General features: G+C 70.6%; 23 protein-coding genes and 2 pseudogenes. 13 read left to right on the plus strand and 12 right to left on the minus strand.

Annotated features, from left to right (window positions below; genetic code table 11):
• Positions 1-5 precede the first annotated feature (5 nt).
• The gene (locus tag ABZ865_RS28895) at positions 6-815 is read left to right on the plus strand and encodes a universal stress protein (RefSeq protein ID WP_361236523.1); all 810 of its coding nucleotides are present in this window, start codon (positions 6-8) and stop codon (positions 813-815) included.
• 21 nt (positions 816-836) lie between these two features.
• Here ABZ865_RS28895 and ABZ865_RS28900 read toward each other — a convergent pair whose 3' ends face one another.
• Positions 837-1,886, minus strand: a complete 1,050-nt coding sequence (locus ABZ865_RS28900; RefSeq protein ID WP_361236526.1) for a lactonase family protein — start codon at positions 1,884-1,886, stop codon at positions 837-839.
• Positions 1,887-2,179: 293 nt separating this feature from the next.
• On the opposite strand from ABZ865_RS28900, the gene ABZ865_RS28905 reads away from it, so the two are divergent.
• The 5 genes from ABZ865_RS28905 to ABZ865_RS28925 all read left to right on the plus strand — a co-directional run bounded on the left by ABZ865_RS28905 (position 2,180) and on the right by ABZ865_RS28925 (position 7,382).
• Positions 2,180-3,229, plus strand: a complete 1,050-nt coding sequence (locus ABZ865_RS28905) for an NAD(P)-dependent alcohol dehydrogenase (protein WP_361236529.1) — start codon at positions 2,180-2,182, stop codon at positions 3,227-3,229.
• Between the two features lie 64 nt (positions 3,230-3,293).
• Complete coding sequence (locus ABZ865_RS28910) at positions 3,294-5,141, plus strand: glycoside hydrolase family 15 protein (protein ID WP_361236532.1); 1,848 nt, start codon at positions 3,294-3,296, stop codon at positions 5,139-5,141.
• A complete protein-coding gene (locus ABZ865_RS28915; protein ID WP_361236535.1) occupies positions 5,138-6,571 on the plus strand; it encodes a glucose-6-phosphate dehydrogenase in 1,434 nt (477 codons plus the stop codon). Before ABZ865_RS28910 ends, ABZ865_RS28915 begins: the two co-directional genes overlap by 4 nt.
• Positions 6,555-7,082 carry a gluconokinase gene (locus ABZ865_RS28920; protein WP_361236538.1) on the plus strand — a complete coding sequence of 176 codons (528 nt, stop codon included), beginning with the start codon at positions 6,555-6,557 and terminating at the stop codon, positions 7,080-7,082. Before ABZ865_RS28915 ends, ABZ865_RS28920 begins: the two co-directional genes overlap by 17 nt.
• A gap of 84 nt (positions 7,083-7,166) precedes the next feature.
• The gene (locus ABZ865_RS28925; protein ID WP_361237280.1) at positions 7,167-7,382 is read left to right on the plus strand and encodes an acyl-CoA thioester hydrolase/BAAT C-terminal domain-containing protein; all 216 of its coding nucleotides are present in this window, start codon (positions 7,167-7,169) and stop codon (positions 7,380-7,382) included.
• A gap of 188 nt (positions 7,383-7,570) precedes the next feature.
• On the opposite strand, the gene ABZ865_RS28930 is transcribed toward ABZ865_RS28925, so the two are convergent.
• Entirely contained in the window at positions 7,571-7,957 is a 387-nt protein-coding gene (locus ABZ865_RS28930; RefSeq protein WP_361236541.1) for a hypothetical protein, read from the minus strand.
• Between the two features lie 264 nt (positions 7,958-8,221).
• On the minus strand, positions 8,222-8,866 hold the full coding sequence (locus ABZ865_RS28935) for a dihydrofolate reductase family protein (RefSeq protein WP_361236544.1): 645 nt from the start codon (positions 8,864-8,866) through the stop codon (positions 8,222-8,224).
• A gap of 157 nt (positions 8,867-9,023) precedes the next feature.
• Between ABZ865_RS28935 and ABZ865_RS28940 the strand changes: the two genes are divergently transcribed.
• Positions 9,024-11,591: a tetratricopeptide repeat protein gene (locus ABZ865_RS28940; protein WP_361236547.1), complete on the plus strand. Its 2,568-nt coding sequence runs from the start codon at positions 9,024-9,026 to the stop codon at positions 11,589-11,591.
• On the opposite strand, the gene ABZ865_RS28945 is transcribed toward ABZ865_RS28940, so the two are convergent.
• The 5 genes from ABZ865_RS28945 to ABZ865_RS28965 all read right to left on the minus strand — a co-directional run bounded on the left by ABZ865_RS28945 (position 11,542) and on the right by ABZ865_RS28965 (position 17,119).
• Positions 11,542-11,976 (minus strand): hypothetical protein, encoded by a 435-nt coding sequence (locus ABZ865_RS28945; RefSeq protein ID WP_361236550.1) that lies wholly within the window; start codon positions 11,974-11,976, stop codon positions 11,542-11,544. The genes ABZ865_RS28940 and ABZ865_RS28945 overlap by 50 nt on opposite strands.
• Before the next feature lie 242 nt (positions 11,977-12,218).
• Positions 12,219-12,929 (minus strand): SDR family oxidoreductase, encoded by a 711-nt coding sequence (locus ABZ865_RS28950; RefSeq protein ID WP_361236553.1) that lies wholly within the window; start codon positions 12,927-12,929, stop codon positions 12,219-12,221.
• Positions 12,926-14,815, minus strand: coding sequence for a cytochrome P450 (locus ABZ865_RS28955; protein WP_361236556.1), 1,890 nt, complete (start codon positions 14,813-14,815; stop codon positions 12,926-12,928). Before ABZ865_RS28955 ends, ABZ865_RS28950 begins: the two co-directional genes overlap by 4 nt.
• Before the next feature lie 2 nt (positions 14,816-14,817).
• Entirely contained in the window at positions 14,818-15,648 is an 831-nt protein-coding gene (locus ABZ865_RS28960; protein WP_361236559.1) for a cytochrome P450, read from the minus strand.
• Positions 15,649-16,216: 568 nt separating this feature from the next.
• Positions 16,217-17,119 carry a DMT family transporter gene (locus tag ABZ865_RS28965; protein WP_361237283.1) on the minus strand — a complete coding sequence of 301 codons (903 nt, stop codon included), beginning with the start codon at positions 17,117-17,119 and terminating at the stop codon, positions 16,217-16,219.
• 214 nt (positions 17,120-17,333) lie between these two features.
• Here ABZ865_RS28965 and ABZ865_RS28970 point away from each other — a divergent pair, with 214 nt between their 5' ends.
• From ABZ865_RS28970 to ABZ865_RS28985, 4 genes are all read left to right on the plus strand, one after another.
• Positions 17,334-18,542 (plus strand): T4 RnlA family RNA ligase, encoded by a 1,209-nt coding sequence (locus ABZ865_RS28970; protein WP_361236562.1) that lies wholly within the window; start codon positions 17,334-17,336, stop codon positions 18,540-18,542.
• A 2-nt stretch (positions 18,543-18,544) separates the two neighbouring features.
• The gene (locus ABZ865_RS28975) at positions 18,545-19,480 is read left to right on the plus strand and encodes an AAA family ATPase (protein ID WP_361236564.1); all 936 of its coding nucleotides are present in this window, start codon (positions 18,545-18,547) and stop codon (positions 19,478-19,480) included.
• A 234-nt stretch (positions 19,481-19,714) separates the two neighbouring features.
• Complete coding sequence (locus ABZ865_RS28980) at positions 19,715-20,788, plus strand: magnesium and cobalt transport protein CorA (protein WP_361236567.1); 1,074 nt, start codon at positions 19,715-19,717, stop codon at positions 20,786-20,788.
• 186 nt (positions 20,789-20,974) lie between these two features.
• Positions 20,975-21,676: a DUF429 domain-containing protein gene (locus ABZ865_RS28985; protein WP_361236570.1), complete on the plus strand. Its 702-nt coding sequence runs from the start codon at positions 20,975-20,977 to the stop codon at positions 21,674-21,676.
• A 161-nt stretch (positions 21,677-21,837) separates the two neighbouring features.
• Here the strand turns inward: ABZ865_RS28985 and ABZ865_RS28990 are convergent.
• The 3 genes and pseudogenes from ABZ865_RS28990 to ABZ865_RS29000 all read right to left on the minus strand — a co-directional run.
• A pseudogene (locus ABZ865_RS28990) lies at positions 21,838-21,897 on the minus strand (hypothetical protein); the annotation flags it as partial.
• Positions 21,898-22,215: 318 nt separating this feature from the next.
• On the minus strand, positions 22,216-22,806 hold the full coding sequence (locus ABZ865_RS28995) for a hypothetical protein (protein ID WP_361236573.1): 591 nt from the start codon (positions 22,804-22,806) through the stop codon (positions 22,216-22,218).
• A gap of 869 nt (positions 22,807-23,675) precedes the next feature.
• Complete coding sequence (locus ABZ865_RS29000) at positions 23,676-25,085, minus strand: MFS transporter (protein ID WP_361236576.1); 1,410 nt, start codon at positions 25,083-25,085, stop codon at positions 23,676-23,678.
• 140 nt (positions 25,086-25,225) lie between these two features.
• Between ABZ865_RS29000 and ABZ865_RS29005 the strand changes: the two are divergent.
• Together ABZ865_RS29005 and ABZ865_RS29010 are read left to right on the plus strand one after the other, a co-directional pair.
• Positions 25,226-25,566: pseudogene (locus ABZ865_RS29005) on the plus strand (IS5/IS1182 family transposase); the annotation flags it as partial.
• 20 nt (positions 25,567-25,586) lie between these two features.
• Positions 25,587-25,880 carry a DUF4440 domain-containing protein gene (locus ABZ865_RS29010; protein WP_361236579.1) on the plus strand — a complete coding sequence of 98 codons (294 nt, stop codon included), beginning with the start codon at positions 25,587-25,589 and terminating at the stop codon, positions 25,878-25,880.
• Positions 25,881-26,068: 188 nt separating this feature from the next.
• On the opposite strand, the gene ABZ865_RS29015 is transcribed toward ABZ865_RS29010, so the two are convergent.
• Entirely contained in the window at positions 26,069-26,503 is a 435-nt protein-coding gene (locus ABZ865_RS29015; RefSeq protein WP_361236581.1) for a VOC family protein, read from the minus strand.
• Positions 26,504-26,665 lie beyond the last annotated feature (162 nt).

Raw genomic sequence — 26,665 nt, forward strand, 5'->3', positions numbered from 1 at the left:
GCGCTGTGAGCAGCTTGGTCGTCGTAGGAGTGGACGGCTCGTCGTCGAGCCATGCCGCGGTGGTCCAGGCCGCCCGGGAGGCCCAGCGGCGCCGTGCGGAGCTGCGTGTGGTGCACGCCTTCAGCTGGCCGGTCGCGCCCATGTACGCGCCGCTGGACCCGTCGCCGCTCAACGGCCTCGCGCACGACGCGGCACAGGACGCCCGGCGCCTGGCGCCCGAGGTGGAGGTCGGCGAGGCAGTGATGATCGGCGGGGCGGTGTCGGTGCTGACGGCCGAGTCGCGCGCCGCGGACCTCGTGGTCGTCGGCCGCCGGGGCATCGGGGGCTTCGTCGGGATGCTGCTGGGTTCGACAGCGGCGTCCCTCGCCGCCCACAGCCACTGTCCGGTGCTGGTGGTCCGCGAGGAGACGGACGATGCCGGGCCGATCGTGCTGGCCGTCGACGGCTCCCCCGAAGGCGAGGCGGCGGTCGACTTCGCCTTCGCCGAGGCAGAGTTGCGAGGAGCCGAGATCGTCGCCGCGCACGCGTGGCTGCCGGACCACGCGTCGGCCGGTACGGGCGTGGAGAGCGTGGAGCGGCTGCTGGCCCACGCGGTCGCGGGCCGTGCCGAGCGGCATCCGGACGTGACGGTCAGACAGGAAGTGCTGAGCGGCGAAACCCGCGAGGTCCTGATCGAGGCGAGCAGGAAAGCCCAGTTGACGGTGGTCGGAGCCAGAGGGCGCGGCGGCTTTTCCGGGATGCTCCTGGGTTCGGTGAGCCAGGCGCTGCTGCACCACGCGCACTGCCCGGTCGCCGTCGTACGCGGCAGGGCCTGACCAGAGCTGTGTGCGCGGCCCTCAGGCGAAGACGACGCTGGATGCCGCCGGTACCGGCAGCGAACCGGCGCGGTGCGGGATGCCGGTCGCGGGGTCCACGTCCAGCCAGGTGACGTCGCCCGAGCGCTCGTTGGCCGCGTACAGGCGCGTGCCGGACGGGTGCAGGACCAGATCGCGCGGCCATCGACCCCCGCACGGCACCGTCGCGACCGGCTCCGCCTGCTCCCCGGCCGCGTCGAGGGCCAGGACAGTGATGGTGTCGGTGCCCCGTACCGCTGCCCACAGGTGGCGGCCGTCGGGCGAGACGACCGGCGCCGAGGGGGAGACGGCCGCGTCGGCGCCGTCCGGGAACAGCGGCGCCGTCCCCACCGGCTCGAGCACGCCGGCATCGGTGTCCCAGCGGCACACGATGACGGTCGGCTCGAGCTCTCCGAGAACGTATGCGTGGCTTCCGGACGGGTGGAAGGCGAGGTGACGCGGACCCGTGCCGGGCCGCAACGAAGTCTCCCCGTTCGGCGCCAGCCGGCCCTGCTGCGGGTCCAGGGAGAAGATCCTCACCTTGTCGGCGCCGAGGTCGACGCTGAGCACCCACCGTCCCGAGGGGTCGGGCAGCACCTGGTGCGCATGGGGACCGGACTGGCGGGCACGGTCCGGTCCGCTGCCCGCGTTGTGCCGCACGTCTGAGGCAGCCCGCGGGCCGCCGTCGGCGGCGAGAGGCAGCACGGTGACGCTGCCGGAGCCGTAGTTGGCGGTCAGCAGGTGGCCGCGGACCACCGAGAGATGCGTGGGGGACTCCCCTTGCACGGCCACGGGGGCACCGATCGGGCGGGGCCGCGGACCGGAGATGTCGTACGCGGCGACCGAACCGTGCGCCGTTTCGGAGACGGCGTAGAGGACCGGGCCCACCGCGGTGTGACCGACGGTCAGGTAGGACGGGTCGGGTACGGCATCGATGACGCCGGTTTCGGTCAGTGCTCCCGTCGCCGGTTCCACGGCGGCCACGACGATGCCGCGGCCGCCGTACGAGGTGAACGAACCGATGAAGGCCCGCTCCGTGTCCTTGCCATCCACAGCGTCCTCCGCCCTCGTCCTCCGCCCTCGCGCGCACGAAGCCCGACGCTAACGGGTTGTCCGCGCCGCCGGGGGCAGGCGGTGCGGGCGTGCCCGCGGCTTCAGCAAGATGGCCCCGGGCGACCTCCGGCCCGGATGACACGCCGGTTCCGGCAGCAGCCGGGGTCCACGGTGCGGTCGGGTCGCGAGCGGCCTCGGGCCTTGCGACAGTGGTAGGAGTGCCCGGCTGATGCCGGATGCCGGAGCCGATTCGGCCGACACGGGTGGCCCCGGCCGGGAGGAGGGACAGGCGCATGAAGGCGTTCGTGATGAAGGAGATCGGCCGGGTGGGCTTCATGGAGAAGCCGGTTCCGGAGCCGGGTCCGGTCGACGCCGTGGTGAAGACGACGAGGGCCCTGATCTGCACCTCCGATTCCCACACGGTTCACGGTGGTATCGGCCCGAGGCAGAACCTGACGCTGGGCCACGAGGCGGTGGGCATCGTGCACGCCGTGGGCAGCGAGGTGAAGGACTTCCGGCCCGGAGACCGGGTGCTGGTCGGCGCCATCACCCCCGACTGGGGCGACCTGGCCTCCCAGAACGGGTTCCCGTCGCAGTCGGGCGGACCGCTCGGGGGGTTCAAGTTCGCCAACCGCAAGGACGGGGTCTTCGCCGACTACTTCCACGTCAACGACGCCGACGCCAACCTGGCGAAGATCCCCGACGCCATCAGCGAAGAGGCGGCGGTCTACTGCGCCGACATGATGTCGACAGGCTTCATGGGAGCGGAGAAGGGAGACATCCCGGTCGGCGGGACCGTGGCCGTCCTCGCGCAGGGCCCGGTGGGCATGATGGCGACGGCGGGTGCCAGGCTCCGCGGCGCCGGCCGGGTCATCGGGGTCGAGTCGGTCACCGACCGGCAGAAACTGGCGCGGGAGTACGGCGCCGACGAGATCGTGGACTTCACCAGTGAGGACGTCGTCGAGCGGATCAACGAGCTGACCGAGGGGCATGGGGTCGACACCGCCATCGAGGCACTGGGCGCCGACATCACCTTCCAGACCGCCGTGAAGATCACCAAGCCCGGCGGCACCATCTCCGTGATCGGCTACTTCGGCGAGGGCGAGTTCATCCGCATCCCCCGCGTCGAGTGGGGCGTCGGCATGGCGGACAAGACGATCGCGACCGGGCTCTGCCCCGGCGGCCGGCTCCGCATGGAACGGCTGCTGCGGGTGCTGGAGGCGAAGCGCCTCGACCCGACCCACATGACCACCCACACGTTCTCCTTCGACGACATGGAGCGGGCCTTCGAGGTCTCGGACAAGAAGCTCGAAGACGTGGTGAAGGTGCTGATCACCTTCTAGCTGTGTCCTTCGGACCTGTGCAGCGCGCCGGACGGTGGTGTGCGGCGCCGCGAAGCGAGGAGCCATGTACGATCCCGAGCCTCCCTTCCGCGCGGTCCGCAGGCGGGAGGGCTACCTGCCGCTGGAGGACCTGGGCCTCATCGGGGACGGTTCGACCACCGCGCTGGTCGGCCTGGACGGCTCGATCCCTTGGATGTGCCTGCCCCGCTTCGACTCCGACCCCCTGTTCTGCGGCCTCCTGGACCACGCACGAGGCGGGCACTTCACCCTCGCGCCGGAGGACCTGGTGGAGGCCCGGCAGCGCTACGAGCCCGACACCGGTGTGCTGACCACCGAGATGCGCGGTGCCACCGGTCTGGTGCGGGTCACCGATGCGCTGACCGTGCGGCCCGGCGCCGACCTCACCGACGACGCTCCCGCCGCGCGGTGCGAGCTCGTCCGGTCGGCCGTCGTCCTGTCCGGGCGGGTCCGCCTCCGGGTGGACCTTGAGCCCCGCGGCGGCGGCACGGCGCAGGCACTGTTCAGCGGCCTGGAACTGCGGCCCGCGCGGCGACCGGATCTGCGCCTGCACCTGCGCTCCAACCGCCCCCTGTCCGGCCTGCACAGCACCCACGAGCTGAGCCAGGGCGAACGCCTCGACCTCGTGCTGTCCTGGGGCCGCTTCCACCGCCACCACCGGTTCGAGGCCGAGGCGATGCTGGCCGACACCGCCGACGCGTGGCGGCGCTGGATGCGGCACTTCGACTACTCCGGTCCCCAGGAGGCACTGGTCCGGCGTGCCGCCATCACCTTGAAGCTGTGCGACGACTGGGCCAACGGCGCCGTGGTCGCGGCGCCCACCTCCTCCCTGCCCGCGCCGATCGGCGGAGTCCGCAACTGGGACTACCGCTACGCCTGGATCCGGGACGCCGCCTACGCCGTGTTCGCCCTGCGGCGCATCGGCTTCACCGGTGAGGCGGACGCCTTCCTGGGCTGGGTCCTCGACGCCGTCGAGCAGAGCCGCAGCCCCCGGATCATGTACAACCTCGACGGCGGCCCCGTACCCGACGAGATCGAGGACACCGAACTGGCGGGCTATCGCCGCTCCGCCCCGGTGCGGTGGGGCAACGGCGCGGCCGACCAGCGCCAGCACGACGTCTACGGCGAGATCCTGGACTGCGCCGACCAGTGGCTGCGCACCGACCATTGGCTGGGCACGGGCAGACAGGTGCAGCCCGCGCTGTGGGCGGGCCTGGCGGGACTGGCCGACGCCGCGGAGCAGGCATGGCGCCAGCCCGACCAGGGGATCTGGGAGGTGCGCAGCGACGGCCGGGTGTTCACCTACTCGGCCGGAATGTGCCAGGTGGCCCTGGACCGGGCGGCGGCCGTCGGCGAACGGCTCGCCCTGCCCGGGCCGATCACCGCCTGGCGTGCCGCGGCCGACCGGCTGCGCCGGCTCATCCTGGAGGAGTCCTGGGACGAGGACGCGCAGACACTGAGCGCGCATCTGGACGGTGGCGGCGTGCTGGACGCGAGCCTGCTCGCGCTCCCGCTGCGCCATGTGGTGCCGGCCGACCACCCGCGGATGGCGGCGACCACCACGGCCATCGCCGAGCGTCTGGGGGCCGGTGACGGCCTGCTCTACCGCTATCTCCACGACGAGTCACCCGACGGCCTGCCCGGCGACGAGGGCGCCTTCGTGCTGTGCAGCTTCTGGCTCGCCGACAACCTGACCGCCCAGGGCAGGATCGACGAGGCCGAGAAGGTGTACGCCTCGCTGTGTGCCCGTACCAGCCCGCTCGGACTGCTGCCGGAACAGATCGACCCCACCTCTGGAGAGTTCATGGGCAACTTCCCCCAGGCGTTCAGCCATATCGGAATCATCGCCAGCGGCGTGAACCTCGCCCGGGCGAGGGCGGGCACCCGGTCATGATCAACCGGCTCGCCGTCTTCGGCGCGACAGGCGACCTCACCGCCCGCTATCTGCTGCCGGCCCTGGCCGCCCTGCGGGCCGCGGGACACATCGGCGACGGCTTCCAGCTGACCGGCGCGAGCCGGGAGGACTGGGACACCGGCCACTTCCGCGGATGGTGCGCCGACCGGCTCGACCGCCACGGCGGCTCCTACCCCGCCGATGCCAGGAACGCCGTCGTGGCCTCGGCCCGCTACCGGCAGGCCGACGTCACCGACCCCACGGACGTCGCCGCGGTCGTCGCCGGCGACGAACCGGTCGCCGTGTACCTCGCCCTTCCCCCGGGGCTCTTCCCGAACATGGTCAGCGCCCTGCACGACGTAGGCCTCCCGCCGGGCAGCCGGATCGTGCTGGAGAAGCCGTTCGGCGAGGACCTGACGAGCGCCCGCGAACTGAACCGGCTGCTCGTCGGTCTCGTGCCCGAGCAGGCGGTGTTCCGGGTCGACCACTTCCTCGCCATGACGACCGTCCAGAACGTGCTCGGCAGCCGGCTCGCCAACCGGGTCCTGGAGCCCGTCTGGAACAGCACCCACATCGCGCAGATCGAGATCGTCTGGGACGAGACCCTCGCCCTGGAAGGCCGAGCCGGCTACTACGACGGCGTCGGCGCGCTGAAGGACATGGTGCAGAACCACCTGCTGCAGCTGCTGTGCCTGGTGGCCATGGAACCCCCGATCACCCTCGGCGAGCGGGACCTGCGCGACCGCAAGGTCGACGTGCTGCGGTCCGTCCGGCTCCTCACCGACTACGACGTCCTGCACCGCACGCGCCGCGCCCGCTACCTGTCCGGCCGGATCGGTGACCACGCCGTCCCCGCATACGTCGACGAGGAGGGCGTGGACCCCGGGCGGCGCACGGAGACCTTCGCCGAGGTCGAGCTGGAACTGGACAGCTGGCGCTGGTCCGGGACGACGTTCCGGCTGCGCAGCGGCAAGGCGCTCGGACAGGACCGCAAGGAGGTCGCGGTGCGTTTCCGCGCCGTGCCCCACCTGCCCTTCGGTCACGAGGGAGAGGCCCTGCCCAACGTGCTGCGCTTCGGACTCGAACCGGAAGGGTTGTCCTTCGACCTCACGGGCATCGGCGCGCGCGCCCAGGCCCTCACCCAGCTCTCGCTGGCCGCCCGGATGGAACCGCCCGACCTGCCCGCATACGGCCGGCTCCTGATCGACGTCATGCGGGGTGATCCGGCCCTGTCCATCCGTGCCGACGAGGCCGAGGAGGCATGGCGGGTCCTGACCCCCGTCCTGAGCGCGTGGGAGAACAACCTCGTTCCGCTGGAGGAGTATCCGGCCGGCTCCGACGGACCGCCTCCCCGGCCGCACGAGGCTGCGCAACGGCAGCGCCGCGACCTGCTGCATCCCGAAGCGCTGCCGGATGATGGGCCGTACTGAGCGTCGACCCCCGTGCGTCGTGGTCACGGGCGTCGCAGGGATCGGCAAGACCACGGTGGCCCGCCTGCTGGCGCAGCGGCTGGGCGTCCCCTTCGCGGACGGCGACGACTTCCACTCCGCGGCCGAGATCGCCAAGATGTCAGCCGGCACACCGCTGGATGACGACGCCCGCCGGCCCTGGCTGGAGTCCATCGGCCGCTGGTTGCACGAGCGCGACCTGGCGGGCACCGGTGCGGTGGTCGCCTGCTCCGCGCTCAGGCGACGTTACCGGGACACGTTGCGAGCGGCATGCCCGGGCGCCTTCTTTCTGCACCTGACGGCCGACCGCGCGCTGCTGGCGGACCGCCTCGGCCGGCGCACCGGCCACTTCATGCCGCGCTCGCTCCTCGACTCCCAACTGGCAACGCTCGAACCGCTCGAACCCGACGAGCGAGGAGCCGACCTCGACGCGACCCCGGCACCCGACACCCTGGCCGACCTGGCCGTGGACCTCCTGGAACGACAGCCGTAGCACCGACCTTTCGCGGCTCCATCGCCACCTTCACACGCTTCGACTTCCACCCGGCCCGGCACTCTCCGGCACCCGGCCAACGAGCTGGATGCGGTCCACGACCGATATCCGTACCGTGCGCTGGTCTACCCCGGCGCCGGGCACGGCGTCGGCACCTTCCCCTTCCTCCCGGAAGGCACAGTCGACCCCAACTCCAGCGGCAACACCGAGTCCCTGGGCGGCAACCGCGCCGCCACGGCTGCCGCCGAGGAACGGGGCTGGCCCAAGGTCCTCGCCCTCCTCGCCGGCACCCAGAGGTGAGTGCCACGGCAGCTCTGGCGTTCCTCAGTGTCGCGGTCCGCCGGGCTGCGTTGTCCGACGCCGGCAAGGACCCGTGGGACACCTGGCACCTGCACCTGTGACGCCTCGCCGAGGCACGCACCTCGGCGAGGGACTTCCACAGTCCGACAACGCCACCGCCGACGACCAGAGCGCGCGCGGCGGGTCTGTCAGTCGGGTGGGCAGCCGAACCAGTTCACCGTTCCGTTGCCGGAGGTGTAGCCCAGGCACCTGATGGTCTTGTTGTGCAGGGTCTCGGTGCGGTCGACCTCTCCGTTCAGATGCTCCGTCTTGTGATGGGGCTGTACGAGGGTGTCGATCTCGACGGTGTACCAGCGGCGCTTGGTGTCCGGCAGGCTGCAGCCGTGGCCGGTCATGTTGCGGCTGGGCCCGTCGCTCCAGATCGGGCGTTCGGCGCGGTCGCAGTGCGCGCTGTGCGAGCGGTGCGAGCTGTGGCCGGCAGCTCCGGCGTCGCCGGCGCCAGTGCCGAGCAGGGCTATGGCACTCGTGGCCACTGCCGCGGTGGCGCCGAACATGCGCTTGAGAGTGGGGTTCATCGATTGGCCCTCCTGCCAGCTTTGGTGACGGTCGGGAGTCGCCATGTCACCGTGGAGTGATCGTCACACCGATCCGGGACGTCCCGCTCGGCAGGCGGTGGCGCAGTCCTCCGACCCGGTGACATCGGTGCTGCCAATGCAGCAGGCCGCGGTCACACCCCGGCCGGCCCCGGAGCGCGCCTCGGCCCGTGCCGAGGCGCGTGGCCCCATCCTGATCACCGACGGCGGCCATGGCAGGCCGATGAAAGCCGCGCCCAGGACCTCTCACTTCCGCCAGAACAGGTGGTGCGTCACGCCGCTCGGGCTCGGTACGACCTCCAGGTGGAACCGATCGAGCAGCTCATCCGGGGACTCCCAGAGCCGTAGTCCGGACCCGAGCTTCACCGGCGAGACCGCCACATGCATGGTGTCGACGAGGTCGGCATCGAGGAACTCCCGGACGGTGGTGACCCCGCCGCCGAGTCGGACGTCCTTGCCCTGCGCCGCCTCCCGCGCCTGCGCGAGGACCGTGGCCGGGTCGCCGTCGACGAAGTGGAACGTGGTGTCGGAGAGCGTGAACGACGGACGCTTGTGGTGGGTCAAGACGAACACCGGGGTGCGGAACGGGGGCTCGTCCCCCCACCAGCCGCGCCACTCATGGTCCTGCCACGGCCCGCGCTGGGGCCCGAACTTGTTGCGGCCCATGATCTCGGCACCGATGTTGCGGGCGTAGTCCCGCGTGAAGTAGTCGTCGAGGCCCCGGCTCCCGCCGGGATCGGTGCGCATGGGCCAGCTCGCCGTGGCGCCGGCCCAGGCGAACAGCCTCTCGGGACCGACATGGCCGAACGGATTCTCGAGACTCTGGTCCTCACCGGCACCGATGCCGTCACTCGACACGTTGAAGTTCTGGACTCTCAAGAGCTGAGGCACGTGTTCCTCCAGTGTTTTCGGACAACGGGGGTGAGACTCTCCGGGCCGGGGAAACTCATCGCTGCGTTCATAGTCTCTTCGGCGGATGCCCCCTCATGCGTCGGAAACGGTCCACGGCGCACGCGTTCGCTGGACAATGCGCTACCGGGGGGGTGCCATGACGCAGGCGAATCGTACGGGTGTGTCGCTGCGGGTGGTGGTCGCCGCGGTGGGGGCGGCGGTCGCGGTGGCGGTGCCGGCGGTCCTGGCCGCGGTCGGCGTCACGCTGTGGTGGCTGCTGGGCCTGGGCGCGGTGGTCGCCGCGGTCGCCGGCGTGTTCGCGCCGGGACTCACCGACAGCTACCGGCGGGCCAGAGAGCGGGGGGAGAACACCCGTCTCGCGTTGGCCCGGGATTCTCTCGTCCTTACGGTTCGCGAGGTGACGGACCCGCTGTTGCTGGGTGTGCATCCCGCGCGGCCTGCCGATGGTCCCGGCAACGCGGACGGGGCGAGCGGCCGCGTGCCTCCCTACGTGCCGCGGGACATTCATGAACAGCTGGTCGAGTTGCTGGCGGGCGGCGGGTTCCTCCTGCTGGTGGGGGAGTCGACGGCCGGCAAGTCACGTGCCGCCTACGAGGCGATGCGGGCTGCCCTTCCCGATCACACCCTCATCGTCCCGCGGGACAAGGCGGTGCTGCCCGACGCCGTCGAGCGGGCCGCGGCGCTGTCCCGCTGTGTGCTGTGGCTGGACAACGCCGAACGCTTCCTCGGCTCGGACGGCTTGACCCGGGTCGCTGTCGCCCGACTGATCGGCGGGCCCGGCCATCACCGGGTCGTCCTGGCCACCCTCCGCTCCGCCGAGATGGCCCGCTACACCGACAGCGCGCACCCGTACGCCGCGGACGCCGCGGAAGCCCGCCAGGTGCTGGAACAGGCCACGCGCCTGCGGCTGCGGCGCCCTCTGAGCACGGCGGAGCGCGAGCGGGCCCGCACCCGCGTCTGGGACAGGCGAATCGCCGACGCCCTGGAGCACACCGACGAGTACGGCCTGGCCGAATACCTGGCCGCCGGTCCCGAACTCCTCAATGACTGGGACAACGCCTGGGAAGCGGGCCATCCCCGGGCCGCAGCCCTGGTCGCGGCGGCCGTCGACTGCCGGCGCGCCGGACTGACGCGACCGCTGCCCCGGCCGCTGCTGGAGGCGTTGCACGGGCATTACCTGACGCGCATGGGCGGCGACCGGCTCGGCGCCGAACCCCTCGACGAGGCATGGGCCTGGGCCACCCGGCCGCGGCGCGCCACGACCGCCCTGATCACGGCGAGCGCCGATGCGGCGGCCGTGGAGGTGTTCGACTACCTCGTCGACGCCACCCAGCAGGCCGCCGGCCCCGACAACCAGGTGCCCGAGCAGACCCTGACCGGCGCGCTCGCCGAGAGCGACGCCACCGAGTCCGGCGAGATCGGCGCCGTCGCCTACGGCTACGGGCTCTACGAACTCGCCGCCCGCGCCTTCGCGCGAGCGGCGGACCTGGCGGAGGCCGACCTTGGCGCGGACCATCCCGAGACGCTGACCTTCCGCAGCAACCGTGCGGTGATGCTCAGCCCGCTCAACCGCCACGAGGAAGCCGAGGCGGAGTTCCGCACCGTACTTCAGACACGCATCCGGGCCTTGGGACCCGACCACGCCGACACCCTGGCCACCCGTACCAACCTGGCGATCGCGCTGCGCGGCCGTGGCGAGTACGTACAGGCCGAGACCGAACTGCGGGCCGCGCTGGACGGGTTCACCAGAGTTCTGGGCCCGGATCACGCCAGCACGCTCGCGACCCGCAACGCGCTGCTGGTCACACTGCTGTCTCGGGGGCAGGCCGACGCCGCCGAACCCGAGGCACGTGCCGTGCTCGACGCCCGGATCCAACTGCTGGGCCCGGAGCACCCCGACACCCTCGTCAGCCGCCACAACCTCGGCACGGTGCTGGAATACCTGGGCCGCTACGACGAGGCCGAGGAAGAACTGCGCATGACACTCGAGAGCCGCATCCGCACGATCGGTCCCGACCATCCCGATGCCGCCATGACCCGCCGCTGGTACGCCGACGTCCTGGTCAGCCTGGGGCGGCTTGAGGAAGCCGAACATCAGGCGCGTACCGCGCTCGACGCCGAGACCCGCGCGCTGGGACCCCAGCATCTCGATACTCTGAATGCCCGCAGCGAACTGGGCATCCTGCTGCGCAGGCTGGAGCGGTACGAGGAGGCGGAGGCCGAGCATGCCGCGGTGCTGGAGGCGCGCACCCGGCTGCTGGGACCCGAGCATCCCGCCGCCCTGCAAAGCCGCAACAACCGGGCTGTCGCCCTCTCCCACATGGGGCGCGGCCAAGAGGCGGCTGCCGAGCACCGTCACGTCCTGGCGGCCCGCACCCGGCTGCTGGGCCCCGAGGATGCGGAGACGCTGCGCAGCCACGCCAATCTCGCCGTCACGCTCGGCGAGCTGGGCCGGTTCGAAGAGGCTGAAGCCCACGCACGCATCGCCCTCGAGGCTCGTACGCGCCTCCTCGGCCCCGAACACCCCGACACCGCCATCAGCCGGGACACCCTGGCCGCCTGCTCCGAGATCAGGGCCGGGACGACGAGGCCGACCGCATCGATCACATCCGCTGACCTCACGACCGCCGCACCTGTTCGAGCGCCGCATCTGGTCAGGCGACCCAGCAGTAGACGCCCTGGCTCTGGCGCCGGGCGCTGCTGACGAGTGCAGCCAGATCGCCCAGGATCGCGTCGGCGACGTCCGTGTCGATGACCTCGCCGTCCTCCGCGCGCTCCACGGCCCAGGAGGCCGCGATGTCACGCAATGTGGAGCGGTCGGCGCCGGCGAGCGCGTTGGACAGGCGGGGCGAGATGGCGAAGACCACGCATCCGTCATCGTCCTGCCCGGCGACGATACGAGGCTCACCGGCTTCGACAAGTTCCTCGAAGCTGCCCCCGGCAAGAAGGCATTCCCACTCCACCACGGCCTCTTCGGGATCGAAGTTACCGAAGGAGAGCGACTCGAACGCACGCCCCGGCCCAGTCTGGAGAGCCGAAGCCGCTGACGCGTCATCCGGCGCCGCGAAGAACTTGACGATGATGCTCACCAAGGCATCATGCCCGACCGCCCACGACCGTGACCGGCGAGTTCGACGCGCTGCACACGCTGCTCTGCCGTTCACCAGAGGATCGCCCTCAAGCACAAGGGGGCTCTTCGGCTTGGCTCGCGTCCTTCGGATGGCGTACTGAAAGAACGATTTGGTGGGTGAGATCGGGAGGCGTGCAGTGGATCGGACTTCCGTATGGCCTGGGGGCCAGACTACGAAGCGTGTATGGGCCCTGGCAGGTCTCAGTCGATGACGGTACGGGACACTGTAGCGTCCGCGGGTGCCCGTACCGCGTTGAGGACGACGGCGGCCACCGACTCGGGGCGCAGGAACTGCTCCGGGCGGTACTCGCGGCCGGCCCGTTCGGCCGCCCTGCGTTGCAGCTCGGTGTCGGTCGGCCCCGGGTGGATCGACGTCACTCGGACTCCGTTGGGGCTCTCCTCGGCCTGAAGGGTCTCGGCGAACGCTCGTAGCGCGTATTTGCTGGCGGCGTAGGCGCCGCGATGCGAGGTGATCCGGAGGCCGGACCCGGCGTTGATCAGGACCACATGCCCTCGGCCCCGGCGCAGGGGTGGCAGGAGCAGCCGGGTGAGTTCGGCGGCGGAGAAGAGGTTGACGGCGAAGACGCGCTGCCACACGTCGAGCGAGGTGTCGGCGATGGTGCCGGGTTCCGTAACGGCCGCGTTGTGCACGAGCACGTCCAGTCGGTCGATGTCCGTCGTGGCCCGGGCGAGTGCCCCGGGATCCGCCAGGTCGGCCACCCAGGGGCCGGCGTCTCCGGGCAGCTCGTGGGCGATCGCCTCGAGCGACCGGACATCCCGGCCGCCGAGGAGCACGTCGTGCGTGGGGGCGAGGGCACGGGCGATGGCGGCGCCGATCCCCCGGGAGGCGCCGGTCACGAGGGCGCGCGGTCGTGGGCTGGTCACGTTGGTCACGGTGGGCACGGTGGTCATGGCGTGGCACCTCCTGTAACGGGTCGGAAAGTGACCGGCAGGTTGGTCAGGCCACGCATGAACCGGCTGTACCCCCAGGTCAGTTCGCCGGGGTCGGCCGCGAGGGCCAGTTCGTCGCAGCGTTCCAGAAGGGTGCGCAGCCCGATGGTCGCTTCCGCCTTGCCGAGTGGTGCGCCCAGGCAGTGGTGTATCCCGTGTCCGAAGGCGAGGTGACCCCGGCTGTCGCGGCGGATGTCGAACCGGTCGGGGTCGGTGAAACGGGCGGGATCGCGGTTGCCGGCGCCGTAGGACAGCAGGACGGCCTCTCCGCCGCCGGGAACGGTGACGCCTCCGATCCGTACGTCGCACGTGGTGAACCGCAGGACGGGTGCCATCTTGATGGGGCCGTTCCAGCGGAGGATCTCCTCGATCGCCTGCCCCATGAGGTGCGGCTGGGCGCGGAGCATCGCCAGTTGCCCGGGATGCTCCAGCAGGGCCAGTACGCCGTTGCCGATGAGGTTCGCGGTCGTCTCGAAACCGGCCACCAGGAGGAGGAAGGACATGGCGACCAGCTCGTCCTCCCGCTGATCGCCCGCGAGCAGGCGCCCCAGCAGGCCGTCGGCGCCGGCGGTGGCCTCCCTCTTCTCCTTCAGCAGTCCGATGAGGAAGTCCCGCATCTCACCGGCGGCGCTGGGCATGCGGCTGCGGTCGCCCTCGCTCATCTCCACGTAGACGCTTGCCAGACGCGCGAAGGTGTCGCGCCCTTCGGCCGGTACGCCGAGCACTTCGGAGATGACAGTGAGCGGCAGACGCTTGGCGAAGTCGGTGATGACGTCCAGGCGCCCCAGCGGCAGGACCGGGGCGAGGAGATCGTCGGTGATCTCCTGGATGCGGGGACGCAGGGCCTCGATACGGCCCGGGGCGAACTCGCCTGCCACCAGGGCCCGCAGTCTGGTGTGGTCCGGGGGGTCGGAGCGGAGCATGTTGCGTGTGACGGTGTAGGTCTGGTCGGCGAAGGCCCATGGGGCGGACCGGACGGTCTCGGTGGCGTGCCCCGGATCGTTGCTCAGCCGGGGATCCTTGCCCGCCGTCCGGATGTCCTCGTGGCGCGTGACGAGCCACACCGGAGCGCCGGCGAACATCACGCGCTGTACGGGGCGTTCGGCCCGGCGGGCGGCGAGCAGCTCATAGGGGGCATCGACATAGCTCTGCTGATCCATGAGATCGGCGAGATCGGCGGCATCGTCGAGACCTGCGTGCCGCGCGGTCGCGGGGTGTCCGTTGCCCCGGGCGTGGGCGGGCAGGGCCAGGCGCACCGGCAGCGCGTCGCAACGGGGGTTCGAGGGGTCGGCGGCGTTCGGGGTCCACGCACCCCACGAGTGGTACATGCTGCGGTTGCGTCGCTCCAGGTAGCAGATGAGGTTGACCGGCCATCCCGTGTTGTTGAACACGTACGTGTCCATGCACGTCGGGTGCTCGCTCAGCTGGGGGCTCCCGGCCGGTGAGTCGATGTTGTGCCAGTCGGGGTGGAGGTGGATCGACCCGAGGATGTCCAGGCCGTCCGCCTCGGCGCCCCGCAGGATGCGCAGCAAGTCGGTGGAATCGCACCAGTACCCGCGATGCGGGTTCTCGTAGGCCGTCCCGAAGCAGGGCACGATGCGTTCCGCGAACTCTCCCAGGGCCGTGTTGTCGGTGGCTCGCACGTTGCGGCCGAACTCGACGCGCTCGATACGGGCGTTGTCATCGTGCATACGGCCGACCAGCACGCCGAAGCAGGGGTAGGGGCAGCCCGGTCTGATCGCTTCGTAGACACCGAGTGCGGCGTCGAGGAACGCGGAGCAGGCGGTGCGCTCGAGGAAGACCTGCACGCTCTCCGGAGATGTGCTGGGACTCCTGTGGTTGGTCACGATCAGCGCTCCGTTCGCATGACGGGGAGGGACGTGAACCCGCGCAGCCGCCCGTACCTCTGGGCAGGAGGCTGTGCCTGCGCGAGACCGGGGAGCCGCTGTCGGAGCCGCTGCAACAGCATCGCGATCTCGAGGTGCACCAGTTCGGCGCCGAGGCAGAAGTGGGCGCCTCCACCGAAGCTCAGATGACGTGGCCCGCCCCGTCCCGGCAGGAACTCGTCCGGCCGGGAGTACACGGCGGGATCCCGGTTGGCGGCGCCCAGCACGGGCCAGACCCGCGCCCCGGCCGGTATCGTCACGCCGCCGATGACCACCGTCCTGGCGGGAATGCGCGGGGCGGGGGTGAACTGCACCGGTGCGTCGTAGCGGAGCAGTTCGTCGACGAACAACCGGGCGCGGGCCGGGTCGTCCAGGAACACCGCATGCTCGGGGTGACGGATCATCAGGACGATTCCGGTCTCGATCCCTGCGGCGATCTGCGGGAATCCGGCGACCGTGAGGCCCGTGAGAATGCTGACCAGTTCGTCGTGCGGCAGGGCCTCGGGGCGGGCGGTGTGCACACGCACGAGTTCGGACGTCAGATCGTCGCCGGGCGTACGGCGCCTGCGGGCCACTTCCCCTTGGAGGTAGTCGGTGAGCCGCCGCATCGCCGCCGCGCCGTCGTCCTCGTCTCCGGGCAGCGGTCCCGAGGTCGGAAAGATGTCGGCGACGAGCTTCGTGACCAGCTCTCGGTCGGTCCGGGGCAGTCCCAGCAGGTGCGTGATCGTGTCGCGGGGGAAGGCCTCGGCGACCGGGGTCAAGTCGACGACGCCGTGGCTCAGCGTTTCGATCACGGGTTCGAGCAGGTGGTCGCAGAGACTGCTGAGCCACGGCTCCCGACGCCGTACGTGCTCGGCGAAGCGCCGGGCCACTGCCGCACGCATTCTCGTGTGCCGGGGAGGATTCTGTGAGCTCATGACGCGGGACAGCACCGGCGCGGCGTGTCCGGCCGTCCCTTGGGAGGGCCGGGGAGCACGCGGCGCGAGGAAGAGCTCGCGTTCGGTCAGGACGCGCCGGCAGTCCGGGTATCGCGTCAGGAGGTAGGCGCCGCTGCGGCACCGATACACCGGTTCACTCTCACGCAGTCGTGCGTAGACGGGGTACGGGTCGCCGGCGTGCACATCCGCAAGGGCATCGACGGAGCCGATGATTCCCATGGCATCAACCCCCTCGGGGTGATGAACGCAGGGCCTCGTGCAAGTCCATCCCCCATTGACCACTCCGAACGGGTGACATGCGACTCGGCGCACGCTGGGGGTACTCCAAATGGGTGATGCGGTGCCGTCCGTCACCCCGTTGAGCTGGGACTACGTGATGCGACACCGCAAGCTTGCATTGATCCAGGACACCCGTTGTCGGTGGTCAGACGTCCGGGTGGGTGCCGCGTGCGGCGCCCGCCGATGCGGCCACCACGCACAGCACCGCGATCCACTGCGACCAGTGCAGCGACTCCTGGAGCACGATGAGGCCGACCAGGGCCGCCATCGCCGGTTCGAGGCTCATCAGGATGCCGAACACGCGTGGTGGGATCCTGCGCAGTGCCTCCAGATCCAGCGAGTACGGGATCACCGACGACAACAGCGCCACGCCGAGCCCTGCGATCAGCACCCACGGCTGAATCAGGGCCGCTCCGCTGTCGGTCACGCCGAACGGCACAGCCACCAGCGCGGCGACGGCCATTCCCAGCGCCAGACCATTGCCTTCCGTGGTGTGCCGGCCCAGCGCCGCGCCGACCAGGATGTACAGGCCCCAGCACGTTCCCGCGGCGAGGGCGAACAGAAAACCGACAAGGTTGAGGTCGCCGCGTCCCTCCATCAGCAGGACCACACCGCCTGCCGCGAGCACGGCCCAGAAGGCGTCCAGCCATCGCCTCGACCCGGCCAGGGCCACCATCAGCGGCCCCAGGAACTCGATGGTGACCGCGATCCCCAGCGGGATCCGAGCCAGCGCCAGGTAGAAGCACAGGTTCATCGAGCCGAGAATCACGCCGTAGCCGACCACCACGGTCCACGTGCGCCGATTCATGCGCAGCGACGGCCGCCACAACAGCATCAGCACCGCCGTCGCGAAGAACAGCCGCAACGCGACGGTCCCGAAGCTGCCCACCGCGCCGAACAGGTGCTTGGCCAACGCCGAGCCCACCTGAACGCTGACAATGCCCAGCAGTACCAGCGCCGTTGGCGGAATCGCACCGAAGGCACGTCCGGCGGACGCGGTCAGGGCGGATCGGGGGTACGGGCCGCGTTCAGCCCTGTCGACGTCCATGGTGGCCACGCGTGGATTGTCGACGATCGGGCGCCGGGCGGCACGTGATTTTCCCGGGCTCCGGCGAGCACGTCCTCGCCTTCGTCAGATCCCCGGCGACGTCCGCGCCTTGGTGACAGCGGGGTGGGACCCCGAGGGGTGGGACCCCGAAACAAATCGATTCTTGCCGGGCCTCCCACACGTGACAATAGGGGACCACTACCAGGAGGAACACATGAGCCAGGCATACCTGACTCTTCACGAGCTGCTGCCCCCGCAGGAGTTGGCCGCGGCCCTCGACGCAGGACACGTCACCCGCAAGGCCCACCCGGAACTGCCGCTGTCCATCTACACGTACACGAGGACGTGCCAGTACGAACGGGTGTGGAACGAGGTGACCACGCGCTGCCGCGGCCTGGTCGCCGACGACGCCACCGGCGAGATAGTCGCCCTGCCGCTGCCGAAGTTCTTCAACGTCGGCGAGCACGAGGCCGGTCAGCCGTACGCCCCGGCTCTCCCGGACGAGCCGTTCGAGGTGTACGACAAGGTCGACGGCAGCCTCGCGGTGGTCTTCCACTACGCCGGCCGGTGGCGGGTCGCCTCCAAGGGGTCGTTCATCAGCACCCAGGCCACCTGGGCCCAGCGCCTGCTCGACGGCAAGGACACCTCCGCCCTGGTTCCCGGAGTGACCTACCTCGCCGAGATCCTCTACCCGCAGAACCGGATCGTGGTCGACTACGGCGACCGCCGGGACCTGGTACTCCTGGCCGCCATCGCCAAGGACGGCACAGAGATCCCGCTGGCCGAGGCAGCGGCCGACTGGCAGGGCATAGGCTCGGTCGTCACGGTCTGGCCCGCCATGCCGCTCACCGAACTGCTCTCCCTGGCCGCGTCCAACCGGATGCCCGACGGCAGCGCCGCCACCGGCACGGACGCGGAGGGCTTCGTGCTGCGCTTCGCCTCGGGGGTACGGGCGAAGGCCAAGCTCTCCGAGTACGTACGGCTCCACAAGGTCCTCACCGGCGTCACCGAGCGGGACATCTGGCGCGGCCACGGCATCCAGCGCTTCGCCGGCCTGCCCGCCAAGCACGTGGCCCAGGCGCTGGGCTGCTCGGCGGCGGACATCGCGGCATCCGGCGGCCGGCCCCTCGACGCGCTGCTGGAGCAGGTGCCCGACGAGTTCGACGCCTGGGTGCGCGAGGTGATCGCCCGCATCGAGAAGGACGTGGCCGACCGCGAGCGCGCGATCGACGAGGCGTACCGCTCCGTCGCCCATCTCGCCGGTGACCGGGGCGCATTCGCCCGCGCAGTGAAGGCGCTGCCCGACGCGGCCGTCCGCCCCGCCATGTTCCTGCGCCTGGACGAGCGCCCCACGGAGCTCGTGACGTACCGTTCCGTCCGGCCGGAGGCGTCCGACCCGTTCAAGACCGACGAGGAGAACTGAGCGTGCCCGTAGTACCGACCGTGCCCGCCGTACACGTCATGACGGGGCTCCCCGCCTCGGGCAAGACGACCGCGGCACGCAGGCTGCAGGAGGAGTCCGAGGGCCGGATGCGCCGGGTGAACCTCGACGACCTGCGGACGATGCTCGACATCCCGGCGCCCGAGCGCGGCCGGTCGCACGCGCACGAGCAGACCGTGCTGGCGATCCAGGACGCCGCGGTACGGGCGGCCGTCGACGACGGATTCGACGTCGTCGTGGACAACACACACCTGACGCCGCACATCCCCAAGCGCCTGAAGGCCGCGGTCGCCGGACGACCGGCCACCTTCGTCGTGCACGACTTCACCGATGTACCGGTGGAGGAGTGCATACGGCGCGACGCCGAGCGGGAGCGATCTGTCGGAGAGGAGATCATCCGGCTGCTCGCCGACAAGCACACGAAGGCCAGACAGGGCGGATGGCAGCTCACCGACGCATGGCTGAACGACCAGCCGTCCGTGGATCCGTACGTCGCGGACACGGCCCTTCCGTCCGCGGTCATGTGCGACATCGACGGCACGCTCGCCCTCAGGGGAGCCCGCGGCCCGTACGACTTCACGCGCTGCGACGAGGACCTGCTCAACGTCTCGGTGCGACAGGCCCTCGACTCCTTCCGGCGCGCGGACAACGACGTCATCGTCCTGCTCTCGGGCCGGGGCGAGGAGCACCGCGAGAAGACCGAGGAGTGGCTCCGGCGACACGAAGTGCCCTACGACGAACTGTGGATGCGGGCTGCCGGCGACAGCCGGCGCGACGACATCGTGAAGGCGGAACTCTTCGACCGGCACGTCCGCCACCGCTTCGCGGTACGGGTGTCCCTGGACGACCGCGACCGCGTGGTCGCCATCTGGCGCCGCATGGGCCTGCCCACCTGGCAGGTCAACTACGGCAACTTCTGATCACGCACACCCGAAGGCGGGGATCCGGACCCGGAAGACCGGCAGCCGCTGGTACCGGGAGCTCCGCGAGCCCCGCCCCACCCCAGGAGAACTCACCTGCCTGCCCGGCGAATTGGCGTCCCCGCGCTCCTGTCGTGGAGAGGAGCCACCATGGATGTAGAGCAAACATGACGTGCGCAGTACCGCCGCCAGTGGGTGGCGGGCGCGCGTCGGTGGGACGCGAGGAGGAACGCCATGATCGTGGACTGCGCACACTACCGCGACGGGCGTCGGCAGCAGAAAGTGGCGATGTCACCGGAGCAGGCGGCCGCGTGCTGCACCGAGGGCGGATTCGTCTGGCTGGGCCTCTTCGAGCCTGGTCCCGAGGAGCTGGACAGAGTGCGCGGGAGCTTCGGGCTGCACGAACTCGCCGTCGAGGACGCCCAGGCCTTCCACCTGCGGCCGAAGGCCGAGCAGTACGAGGACGGCACCGAGCTGATCATCCTGCGCACCGCACGGTACGACGACGAGCGCGAGGAGATCGACACCGGCGAGATCAGCATCTTCCTCGCCGAACACTTCGTGATCACCGTTCGCCAGGGCATCGCCAGCGAGCTGCACGGCGCCCGCAGCCGACTGGAACGCCGGCCCGAGCTGCTACGGACCGGCAGCATCTCGACACTGTGGGCGATCCTCGACCAGGTCGTCGACAGCTACGCCCCGGTCGTCACGGAACTCGAACGCGACATCGAGCAGATCGAGGCCACGGTCTTCGCCGGGGTGGTCGCCCCGACCGAAAGGATCTACTTCCTGCGCCGTGAGGCCACCGACTTCTACCGCGCCGTACACCCGCTGCTCGCCGTACTCGCCCGCCATCTCCAGCCCGGCAAATCACCACCCGAGCTCCTGCCGTACTTCCGCGACGTGCACGACCACCTGCTGCTGGTCAACGAGGAGGTCGCCGCCCAGCGCGACCTGCTGGCCACCGTCCTGGAGGCGAACATCGCGGTGATCTCCGTCGAGCAGAACAAGATCAACCTCCGGCAGAGCGCCACGATGGAGCAGCTCACGATCCTCGCGACCGTGTTTCTGCCGCTGTCCTTCGTGGTCGGCTTCTTCGGGCAGAACTTCCCCTGGCTGGTCGGGCACATCGACGGCTTCACGGCGTTCCTCACCCTCACCGTCATCGGGTTGCTGCTGCCGTGCCTGGCCCTCTACGTCTGGCTGCGCCGACGCCGTCGCCGCCCGACCCCGCCGATGCCGGAGGCGGCGCGGGAGGCGATGCGGGAGGCGATGCGGGAGGCGCGCGATGCCGCCCTGACCAAATGAGAACGGCGAAGGTCTTTCCAGTGGACTGAATGGAGGCGGACGCGATGACTGCCCTCAGCCCTGCTCCCGCCCCGGGCCCAGATCCCGGCATGGTGCGTCACCGGATGCGGATGAGGGCGTGCTTCGCCCGCCTGCATGGGGCCCACGGTTCCCCTCCGGCCGCTTCCACCGGGGATGGCGGCTGACATGGTGGCAGTTCTCGGCGTCGACGCGTGTCCCACCGGATGGGTGGCCATCGAGCTGAAGGATGGGCGCTTCGCCCGGGCGTGGTGGGAAACCGGCCTGCGTTCTCTGCTGCGCGAGGCAGAGCAGGGAGCGGCGCGGACTGGCCTCGAGGTGGTGGCGGTGGACATGCCGTTGGGCCTGCTCGACGAGGGCTGGCGGCAAGCGGACGCGGAGGCGGCCGCTGTGCTGGGGCGGCTGCGGGGGAGCGTCTTTCGGGTGCCGCCGCGGGCCGTGTGGCTGGAGCCCGACTACGTGGCTGCGAGCCGCCGGTGCAGAGAGCTGACGGGAGCCGGGCTGAGCCGGCAGAGCTGGGGTCTGGCGGCCAAACTGCGTGAGGCGAACGCCTGCTTGGCGGACGCGAACGGTGACCGTCTCTTCGAGGTACACCCCGAGGTCTCGTTCTGGGCGTTGGCGGGTGGGATCCCACTGACGCATCGCAAGAAGAGCTGGGCCGGGCAGATGGCGCGGCGTTCACTCCTGGCGACCGCCGGCGTCGACCTCCCTGACGAACTTGGGCCGGCGGGACGCGTACCACCGGACGACATCCTGGACGCAGCGGCCGCGGCCTGGAGCGCACACCGCATCGCACAAGGCCGCGCCGGCTCCTTCCCCGATCCGCCGCAGCGCGATGGGCAAGGCCGACGGCTGGCGATCTGGTACTGACATCGGCGCGCGGAGTGCCGGGCCGGTGACGACCACGGGGTCGCGTACGTCGTTTCCAGACAGCGGAAGCCGAGGCTCGCGGGGGCCCCGAGGGCGGCGGCGAGCAGAGGAGCCAGGACGTGGTCGTGGCGGGCAGCGACGATGTCGTGGGTGCGTCCGGGCCGGGCGGCGGATATCCAGATCAGTCGGCCTCTGTCGTCGGTCAGAGCGAGGAAGCGCAGGCCGTGGTGGCGGTGTTCGCCGTAGGAGTTCCGCCGGTCGGCCTTTCCGGCGCGGCGCTGGGTGGGCTCATCACCACGGCGTTCAACGACCCAGACCCTTACCGTTTCGAATCAATAGGATCCCGCTCCCACGGGTGGGCCACTTCTTGTATCAATGTCGGGGCGGATGATTTCGCTGTGGTGAATTGCCCCTGAATTGGTCAGTGAATTGCTGCGGGTACCCTTTCCGCAGGTATTCGGAAGTCTGGGCGGGTGGCGCGGCCGCTTGGCTTTGCCACCCGGCCAGACCGGGAATCGCGTGGTACTGCCCTGCTCCGATCAGAGCCTAGCCACCAGCCCCGGCCCCGGCACCAGCCCCGGCCCCGGCACCAGCCCCGGCGCCTGCTCCAGCCCCGGCCCCGGCACCAGCCCCGGCCCCGGCACCAGCCCCGGCGCCTGCTCCAGCCCCGGTCCCAGCGCCTGCGCCTGCCCCGGCTCCAGCCCCGGCACCGGCTCCGGCCCCAGCGCCTGCACCGGCTCCGGCCCCAGCACCCGCGCCAGCTCCGGCTCCGGCCCCAGCTCCGGCTCCGGCCCCAGCTCCGGCTCCGGCGCCAGCTCCGGCTCCGGCGCCAGCCCCGGCTCCGGCGCCAGCCCCAGCTCCGGCGCCAGCCCCGGCGCCCGTGCCAGCCCCAGCTCCGGCGCCTGCACCAGCTCCGGCTCCGGCCCCAGCACCCGCGCCTGCACCGGCTCCAGCCCCGGCACCGGCTCCAGCCCCAGCGCCTGCACCGGCTCCAGCCCCAGCACCGGCTCCAGCCCCAGCGCCTGCACCGGCTCCAGCTCCGGCCCCAGCGCCTGCACCGGCCCCAGCACCCGCGCCAGCCCCAGCTCCGGCACCAGCGCCTGCACCAGCGCCCGCCCCGGCTCCGGCACCAGCGCCTGGGGCGTTGTGGTGGTGCGGCTTGTGATGGTCGTGCTTGTGGTTGTTGTTGTGGTTATGAGCCGTCACGAGATGTGACGGTGCCGGCGCCGCGAATGCGCTGGTGGGGAGGAGGACGCCACCTGCGGCAAGGGCGGCCGAGGCTGCCAGCATCGCCAGACGCTTCTTGCGGGAGGTGCGACGTGTGCGAATCATGGGAGTTCTCCTTCGGATGAGAAATGGAAAAGGATGTCGGACGGCCCCGCCCGTTCACGAGCTATTCGGTAACGGGGTGCGTTCCTTGTGATCTGCACTTCCGGATCTCCGGATGGATGGTGCAGATGGGATTCGTGTTCTGCGTGAGTCCCAGGTCCTAATGAAGCTTGTTTTATCGCGTCGCGTCATGCCCCTGGATTACGTGACTTGACAGACGGAAACGGTTCTGCAGGAGGCGGGTGCCGACGTACGGGTTCGTCCGTCGGCGGGCGGCGACAGCAGTACCCGGTCCTCCAGCGGCAGGCTTCAGGGCCGGCCTATGCGTATTGGGTCCGCGTCCTCGCGCCGCGACGCCGTGATCGGCGTGCCGAACTGATCGGTATGTGGCGGGGTTCCTGGCTATCCATCGCCGGCGGCCGGGCCACATGCCGTCGTACGCGGCGTCTAGGAACTGTGCCTGCGGCCCGCGCAGTGCGGACGCGTCGGCTGTCTCGCCCCGGGCCGCTTCGGCAAGGCGGAACCCGTAGCGATAGGCAGCGCCCCGCAGGGTTCACTTCTGGCGGCCAGGCCGGTCTCCGCCTGCCGGTGAGGCGAGGCGGTCGACGAGAGGCCGTGCAGAGGCGGAGGCTGCCCGGTCCGCCTGGAGGCCTCAAGCCGCCCTATGCCTCTAGGACTTCGCGGGCGCGCACAGCCAGGCGAGGCCTGCGGCGATCAGGTAGGCGAGCGCGCCGATGGCCATGCTGGTGCGCAGCCCGGCGGTGTAGTCGGTGGCCGTGGCGAGCAGGCTGCCACCGAGTGCTACCCCGGTGGCACTGCCGATCTGGCGGGTGGTGTTGAACAGGGCGGAGGCGGCGCCCGAGTAGGCCGGGGGAGCGGCACCCATCACCGTGGCCGTTGAACCGGTGAGGGCGAAGGAGGTACCGAACCCCGCCGCCATCATCGGGGCCACCAGCAGCGGGTAAGCAGGGTCAGCTCCAGCCGCGGCCCAGCCGGCCAGCCCCAGGGCGGCCAGGAGCATGCCGGAGGTCACCAGCGGACGATCGCCGGTGCGGCGGGTGAGCCGCCCGGACAGGACGGAGGCGAACGTGGTCATCGCCACCGCCGGGAACAGCGCCAGCCCGGTGCCGAGCGCGCTGAAGCCGCGCTGGTGCTGGAATTCCAGGCTGGCGGTGAACACCATGCCGTAGAAGCCGAAGTTGAACAGCAGGCCGATGACGGCTGCGCCGCTCATCGTACGAGAGCGCAGCAGGCTCAGCGGCAGGGCAGGAGACCGGGCCAGCCGCTCGCGCACCGCGAACGCCGCGGCGGCCAGCACGGCCAGACCCACCCCGGCGAGAACAGCCGGATCGGACCAGCCCCGCCGTCCGGCCTCGTTGAGTGCCGCGGTCAGCAGCGCCACCGCGGCCACGACGGCGCACTGCGCCGGCCAGTCCAGGGCCCGCGCGGCGCGCCGGGGCGAGCGCGCCACATGCCGCAGCGTCAGTACCAGGCAGGCCACACCGACGGGCAGGTTGATGAGGAACACCCAGCGCCAACCCGCCGTGGAGACGAGCAGCCCGCCCAGCAGCGGCCCGGCAGAGGCCGCGATGCCCGCCATCGAACCCCACAGCCCAAAGGCGCGCGAGCGTGCGCCCGGTGCCGGGTAGGCCTGCTGGAGCAGGGCCAGGGAACCGGGCACGATCAGCGCCGCGCCGAGCCCCTCCACCAGCCGGGCCGCAACCAGAATGGGCGCGCTCGGCGCGAGCGCGCACGCGGCCGAGGACACCGTGAACACCGCCACGCCCCAGCAGAAGACCCGACGGTTGCCCAGCCGGTCGCCCAGCGCGCCACCGGTGAGCAGGAACCCGGCGAAGACCAGGGTGTACCCATCAGTGATCCACTGGATGCCGGTGAGCGAGGCCGACAGTTCCCGGCCGATCACCGGCACGGCGACGTTGATCACCGTCACATCCAGGATCACCATGAAATACCCGGCGCACACCGCCAACAGCGGTGCCCATGACCGCCGCTCGGACTTCTGGGCCGCCTCGGAAGAGGGCACGGACTCGCCACTCCCGGCCGGCTCCGCGAACGCCATGCCCCCAACTCCATCCCGGCCGCGAAAGCTCTACGCCAGAGGCTCACAATACAGAACATATAAGGCATATTGCCGAATCCGGGCTGCCCGCATCCCCTGCGGCAAGGAAGCGCGCCCGAGCACGTGCGGACAGCCCGCCGCTGCGCCAGCTCGCCCCGCTTTTCGGGGTGTCCAAGTCGACCCCTGACCGCAACATCGACCACCTCGGGCCGTCTCTCGCGCTCCAGCCCCGCAAGCGGTTCCCAAAGGACCCTGTGCTGACCGTCGACGGCACTCTGGCCCCCACGCGGGTTCACACAGTTGCCGAGCACTCGAAGAACCACCGGTACTGGACCAACCACCACGTCGTCGACGCCGACACCTGATTCACCGTTGCCTTGGCCGGCCGCTCCCAGGCAACCGCAACGAGCGCACAGCGTGGGAACTGACGGGTGCGAAGGCCGCCGTCGACCGGACCACGGTCGTCGCGGACGGCGGCTATGTGCCTGTTTCTTAACGTGGGTGGCCGACTTCGAAGCCATGACAGCGCCGGACTTTTGGGAGACAGGCGCGTCGGGGCGACGCTATAGCCGTGTCCACGTGCTGGACGTCCTTGAGGAGTGCTACAGGGAGCCACCGGTCGAAGAGTGGGAGACGTCCGAATTCCAGTGCCGAGAGTTGGCCACCGACCTGTATCTCCTGACGTACACCTTGGTCCTCAACGGGCGGAGAACACGCCGGGCAACCATCTGGCAGAACGGTGCCGGCGAGTGGAGGTTCCTCTACCACCAGGGCACCCCCGTTCACGAACCGTGAAGATGAGTGCCGGGGACCTGGAAGACGCTTCGCGGCTGCTGCCTGAGGGCGACGGCATTCACGCCGCGATGCTCGGCATCGCCCGGCGTCGCAACCTCGCCCTCACGGGACAACTCCCGGCCCATACGGGACCACACGCAAAAGAGCCCCAAGAGGGACGGCTTCCACCTCTCCGTCTCTCAGGATGCTCAGTCGAGACAGAACTCGTTGCCCTCGATGTCCTGCATCACGATGCACGACTCATTGTCCTCATCGGCAAGCAGCACTTGCACGCATGTCGCGCCGAGCGCGACCAGTCGTGCACACTCGGCTTGGAGCGTGGCGAGGCGCTCTTCCCCCACGAGCCCGGTGCCGACCCGCACGTCAAGATGCACCCGATTCTTGACAACCTTGCCTTCGGGGACGCGCTGGAAGTACAGCCGCGGGCCCACGCCTGAGGGATCACTGCAGGCGAACCACGCCCCCCGCTGCTCTGGTGGCAGCGAGCGATCGAAATCGCCCCACGTGGCAAACCCCTCCGGTGGCGGCGGTGCGACGTACCCCAACACCTCGCACCAAAAGCGAGCGACGCGCTCAGGTTCTGCGCAGTCGAAGGTCACTTGGAACTGCTTGATCGATGACATCGGCGCACCATAGCAGGCGGACTCTGTTGTCCATCTCCCGGTGCGGATCCACATGTTGCAGGAGGATGGCCGCCAGTCGCAGCCGAGCGGCTGGCAGTTGGCGACCGACCCGATTCAGACTGCTTTCGGTACCAGCTTGTGTTGATGAGGATCGGCGGCCGA

The sequence above is a fragment of the Streptomyces sp. NPDC047085 genome (assembly GCF_040643735.1).
Taxonomy (GTDB): Bacteria; Actinomycetota; Actinomycetes; order Streptomycetales; family Streptomycetaceae; genus Streptomyces.

Excerpts from the sequence above, each read along its gene's own strand:
- ABZ865_RS28910 (WP_361236532.1), top strand. The coding sequence starts at position 3,294 with ATGTACGATCCCGAGCCTCCCTTCCGCGCGGTCCGCAGGCGGGAGGGC.
- ABZ865_RS28985 (WP_361236570.1), top strand. The coding sequence starts at position 20,975 with ATGGTGGCAGTTCTCGGCGTCGACGCGTGTCCCACCGGATGGGTGGCC.
- ABZ865_RS29000 (WP_361236576.1), bottom strand. The coding sequence starts at position 25,085 with ATGGCGTTCGCGGAGCCGGCCGGGAGTGGCGAGTCCGTGCCCTCTTCC.
- ABZ865_RS28965 (WP_361237283.1), bottom strand. The coding sequence starts at position 17,119 with ATGGACGTCGACAGGGCTGAACGCGGCCCGTACCCCCGATCCGCCCTG.
- ABZ865_RS28950 (WP_361236553.1), bottom strand. The coding sequence starts at position 12,929 with ATGACCACCGTGCCCACCGTGACCAACGTGACCAGCCCACGACCGCGC.
- ABZ865_RS28970 (WP_361236562.1), top strand. The coding sequence starts at position 17,334 with ATGAGCCAGGCATACCTGACTCTTCACGAGCTGCTGCCCCCGCAGGAG.
- ABZ865_RS28905 (WP_361236529.1), top strand. The coding sequence starts at position 2,180 with ATGAAGGCGTTCGTGATGAAGGAGATCGGCCGGGTGGGCTTCATGGAG.
- ABZ865_RS29015 (WP_361236581.1), bottom strand. The coding sequence starts at position 26,503 with ATGTCATCGATCAAGCAGTTCCAAGTGACCTTCGACTGCGCAGAACCT.
- ABZ865_RS28915 (WP_361236535.1), top strand. The coding sequence starts at position 5,138 with ATGATCAACCGGCTCGCCGTCTTCGGCGCGACAGGCGACCTCACCGCC.
- ABZ865_RS28980 (WP_361236567.1), top strand. The coding sequence starts at position 19,715 with ATGATCGTGGACTGCGCACACTACCGCGACGGGCGTCGGCAGCAGAAA.
- ABZ865_RS28920 (WP_361236538.1), top strand. The coding sequence starts at position 6,555 with ATGATGGGCCGTACTGAGCGTCGACCCCCGTGCGTCGTGGTCACGGGC.
- ABZ865_RS28930 (WP_361236541.1), bottom strand. The coding sequence starts at position 7,957 with ATGAACCCCACTCTCAAGCGCATGTTCGGCGCCACCGCGGCAGTGGCC.
- ABZ865_RS28940 (WP_361236547.1), top strand. The coding sequence starts at position 9,024 with ATGACGCAGGCGAATCGTACGGGTGTGTCGCTGCGGGTGGTGGTCGCC.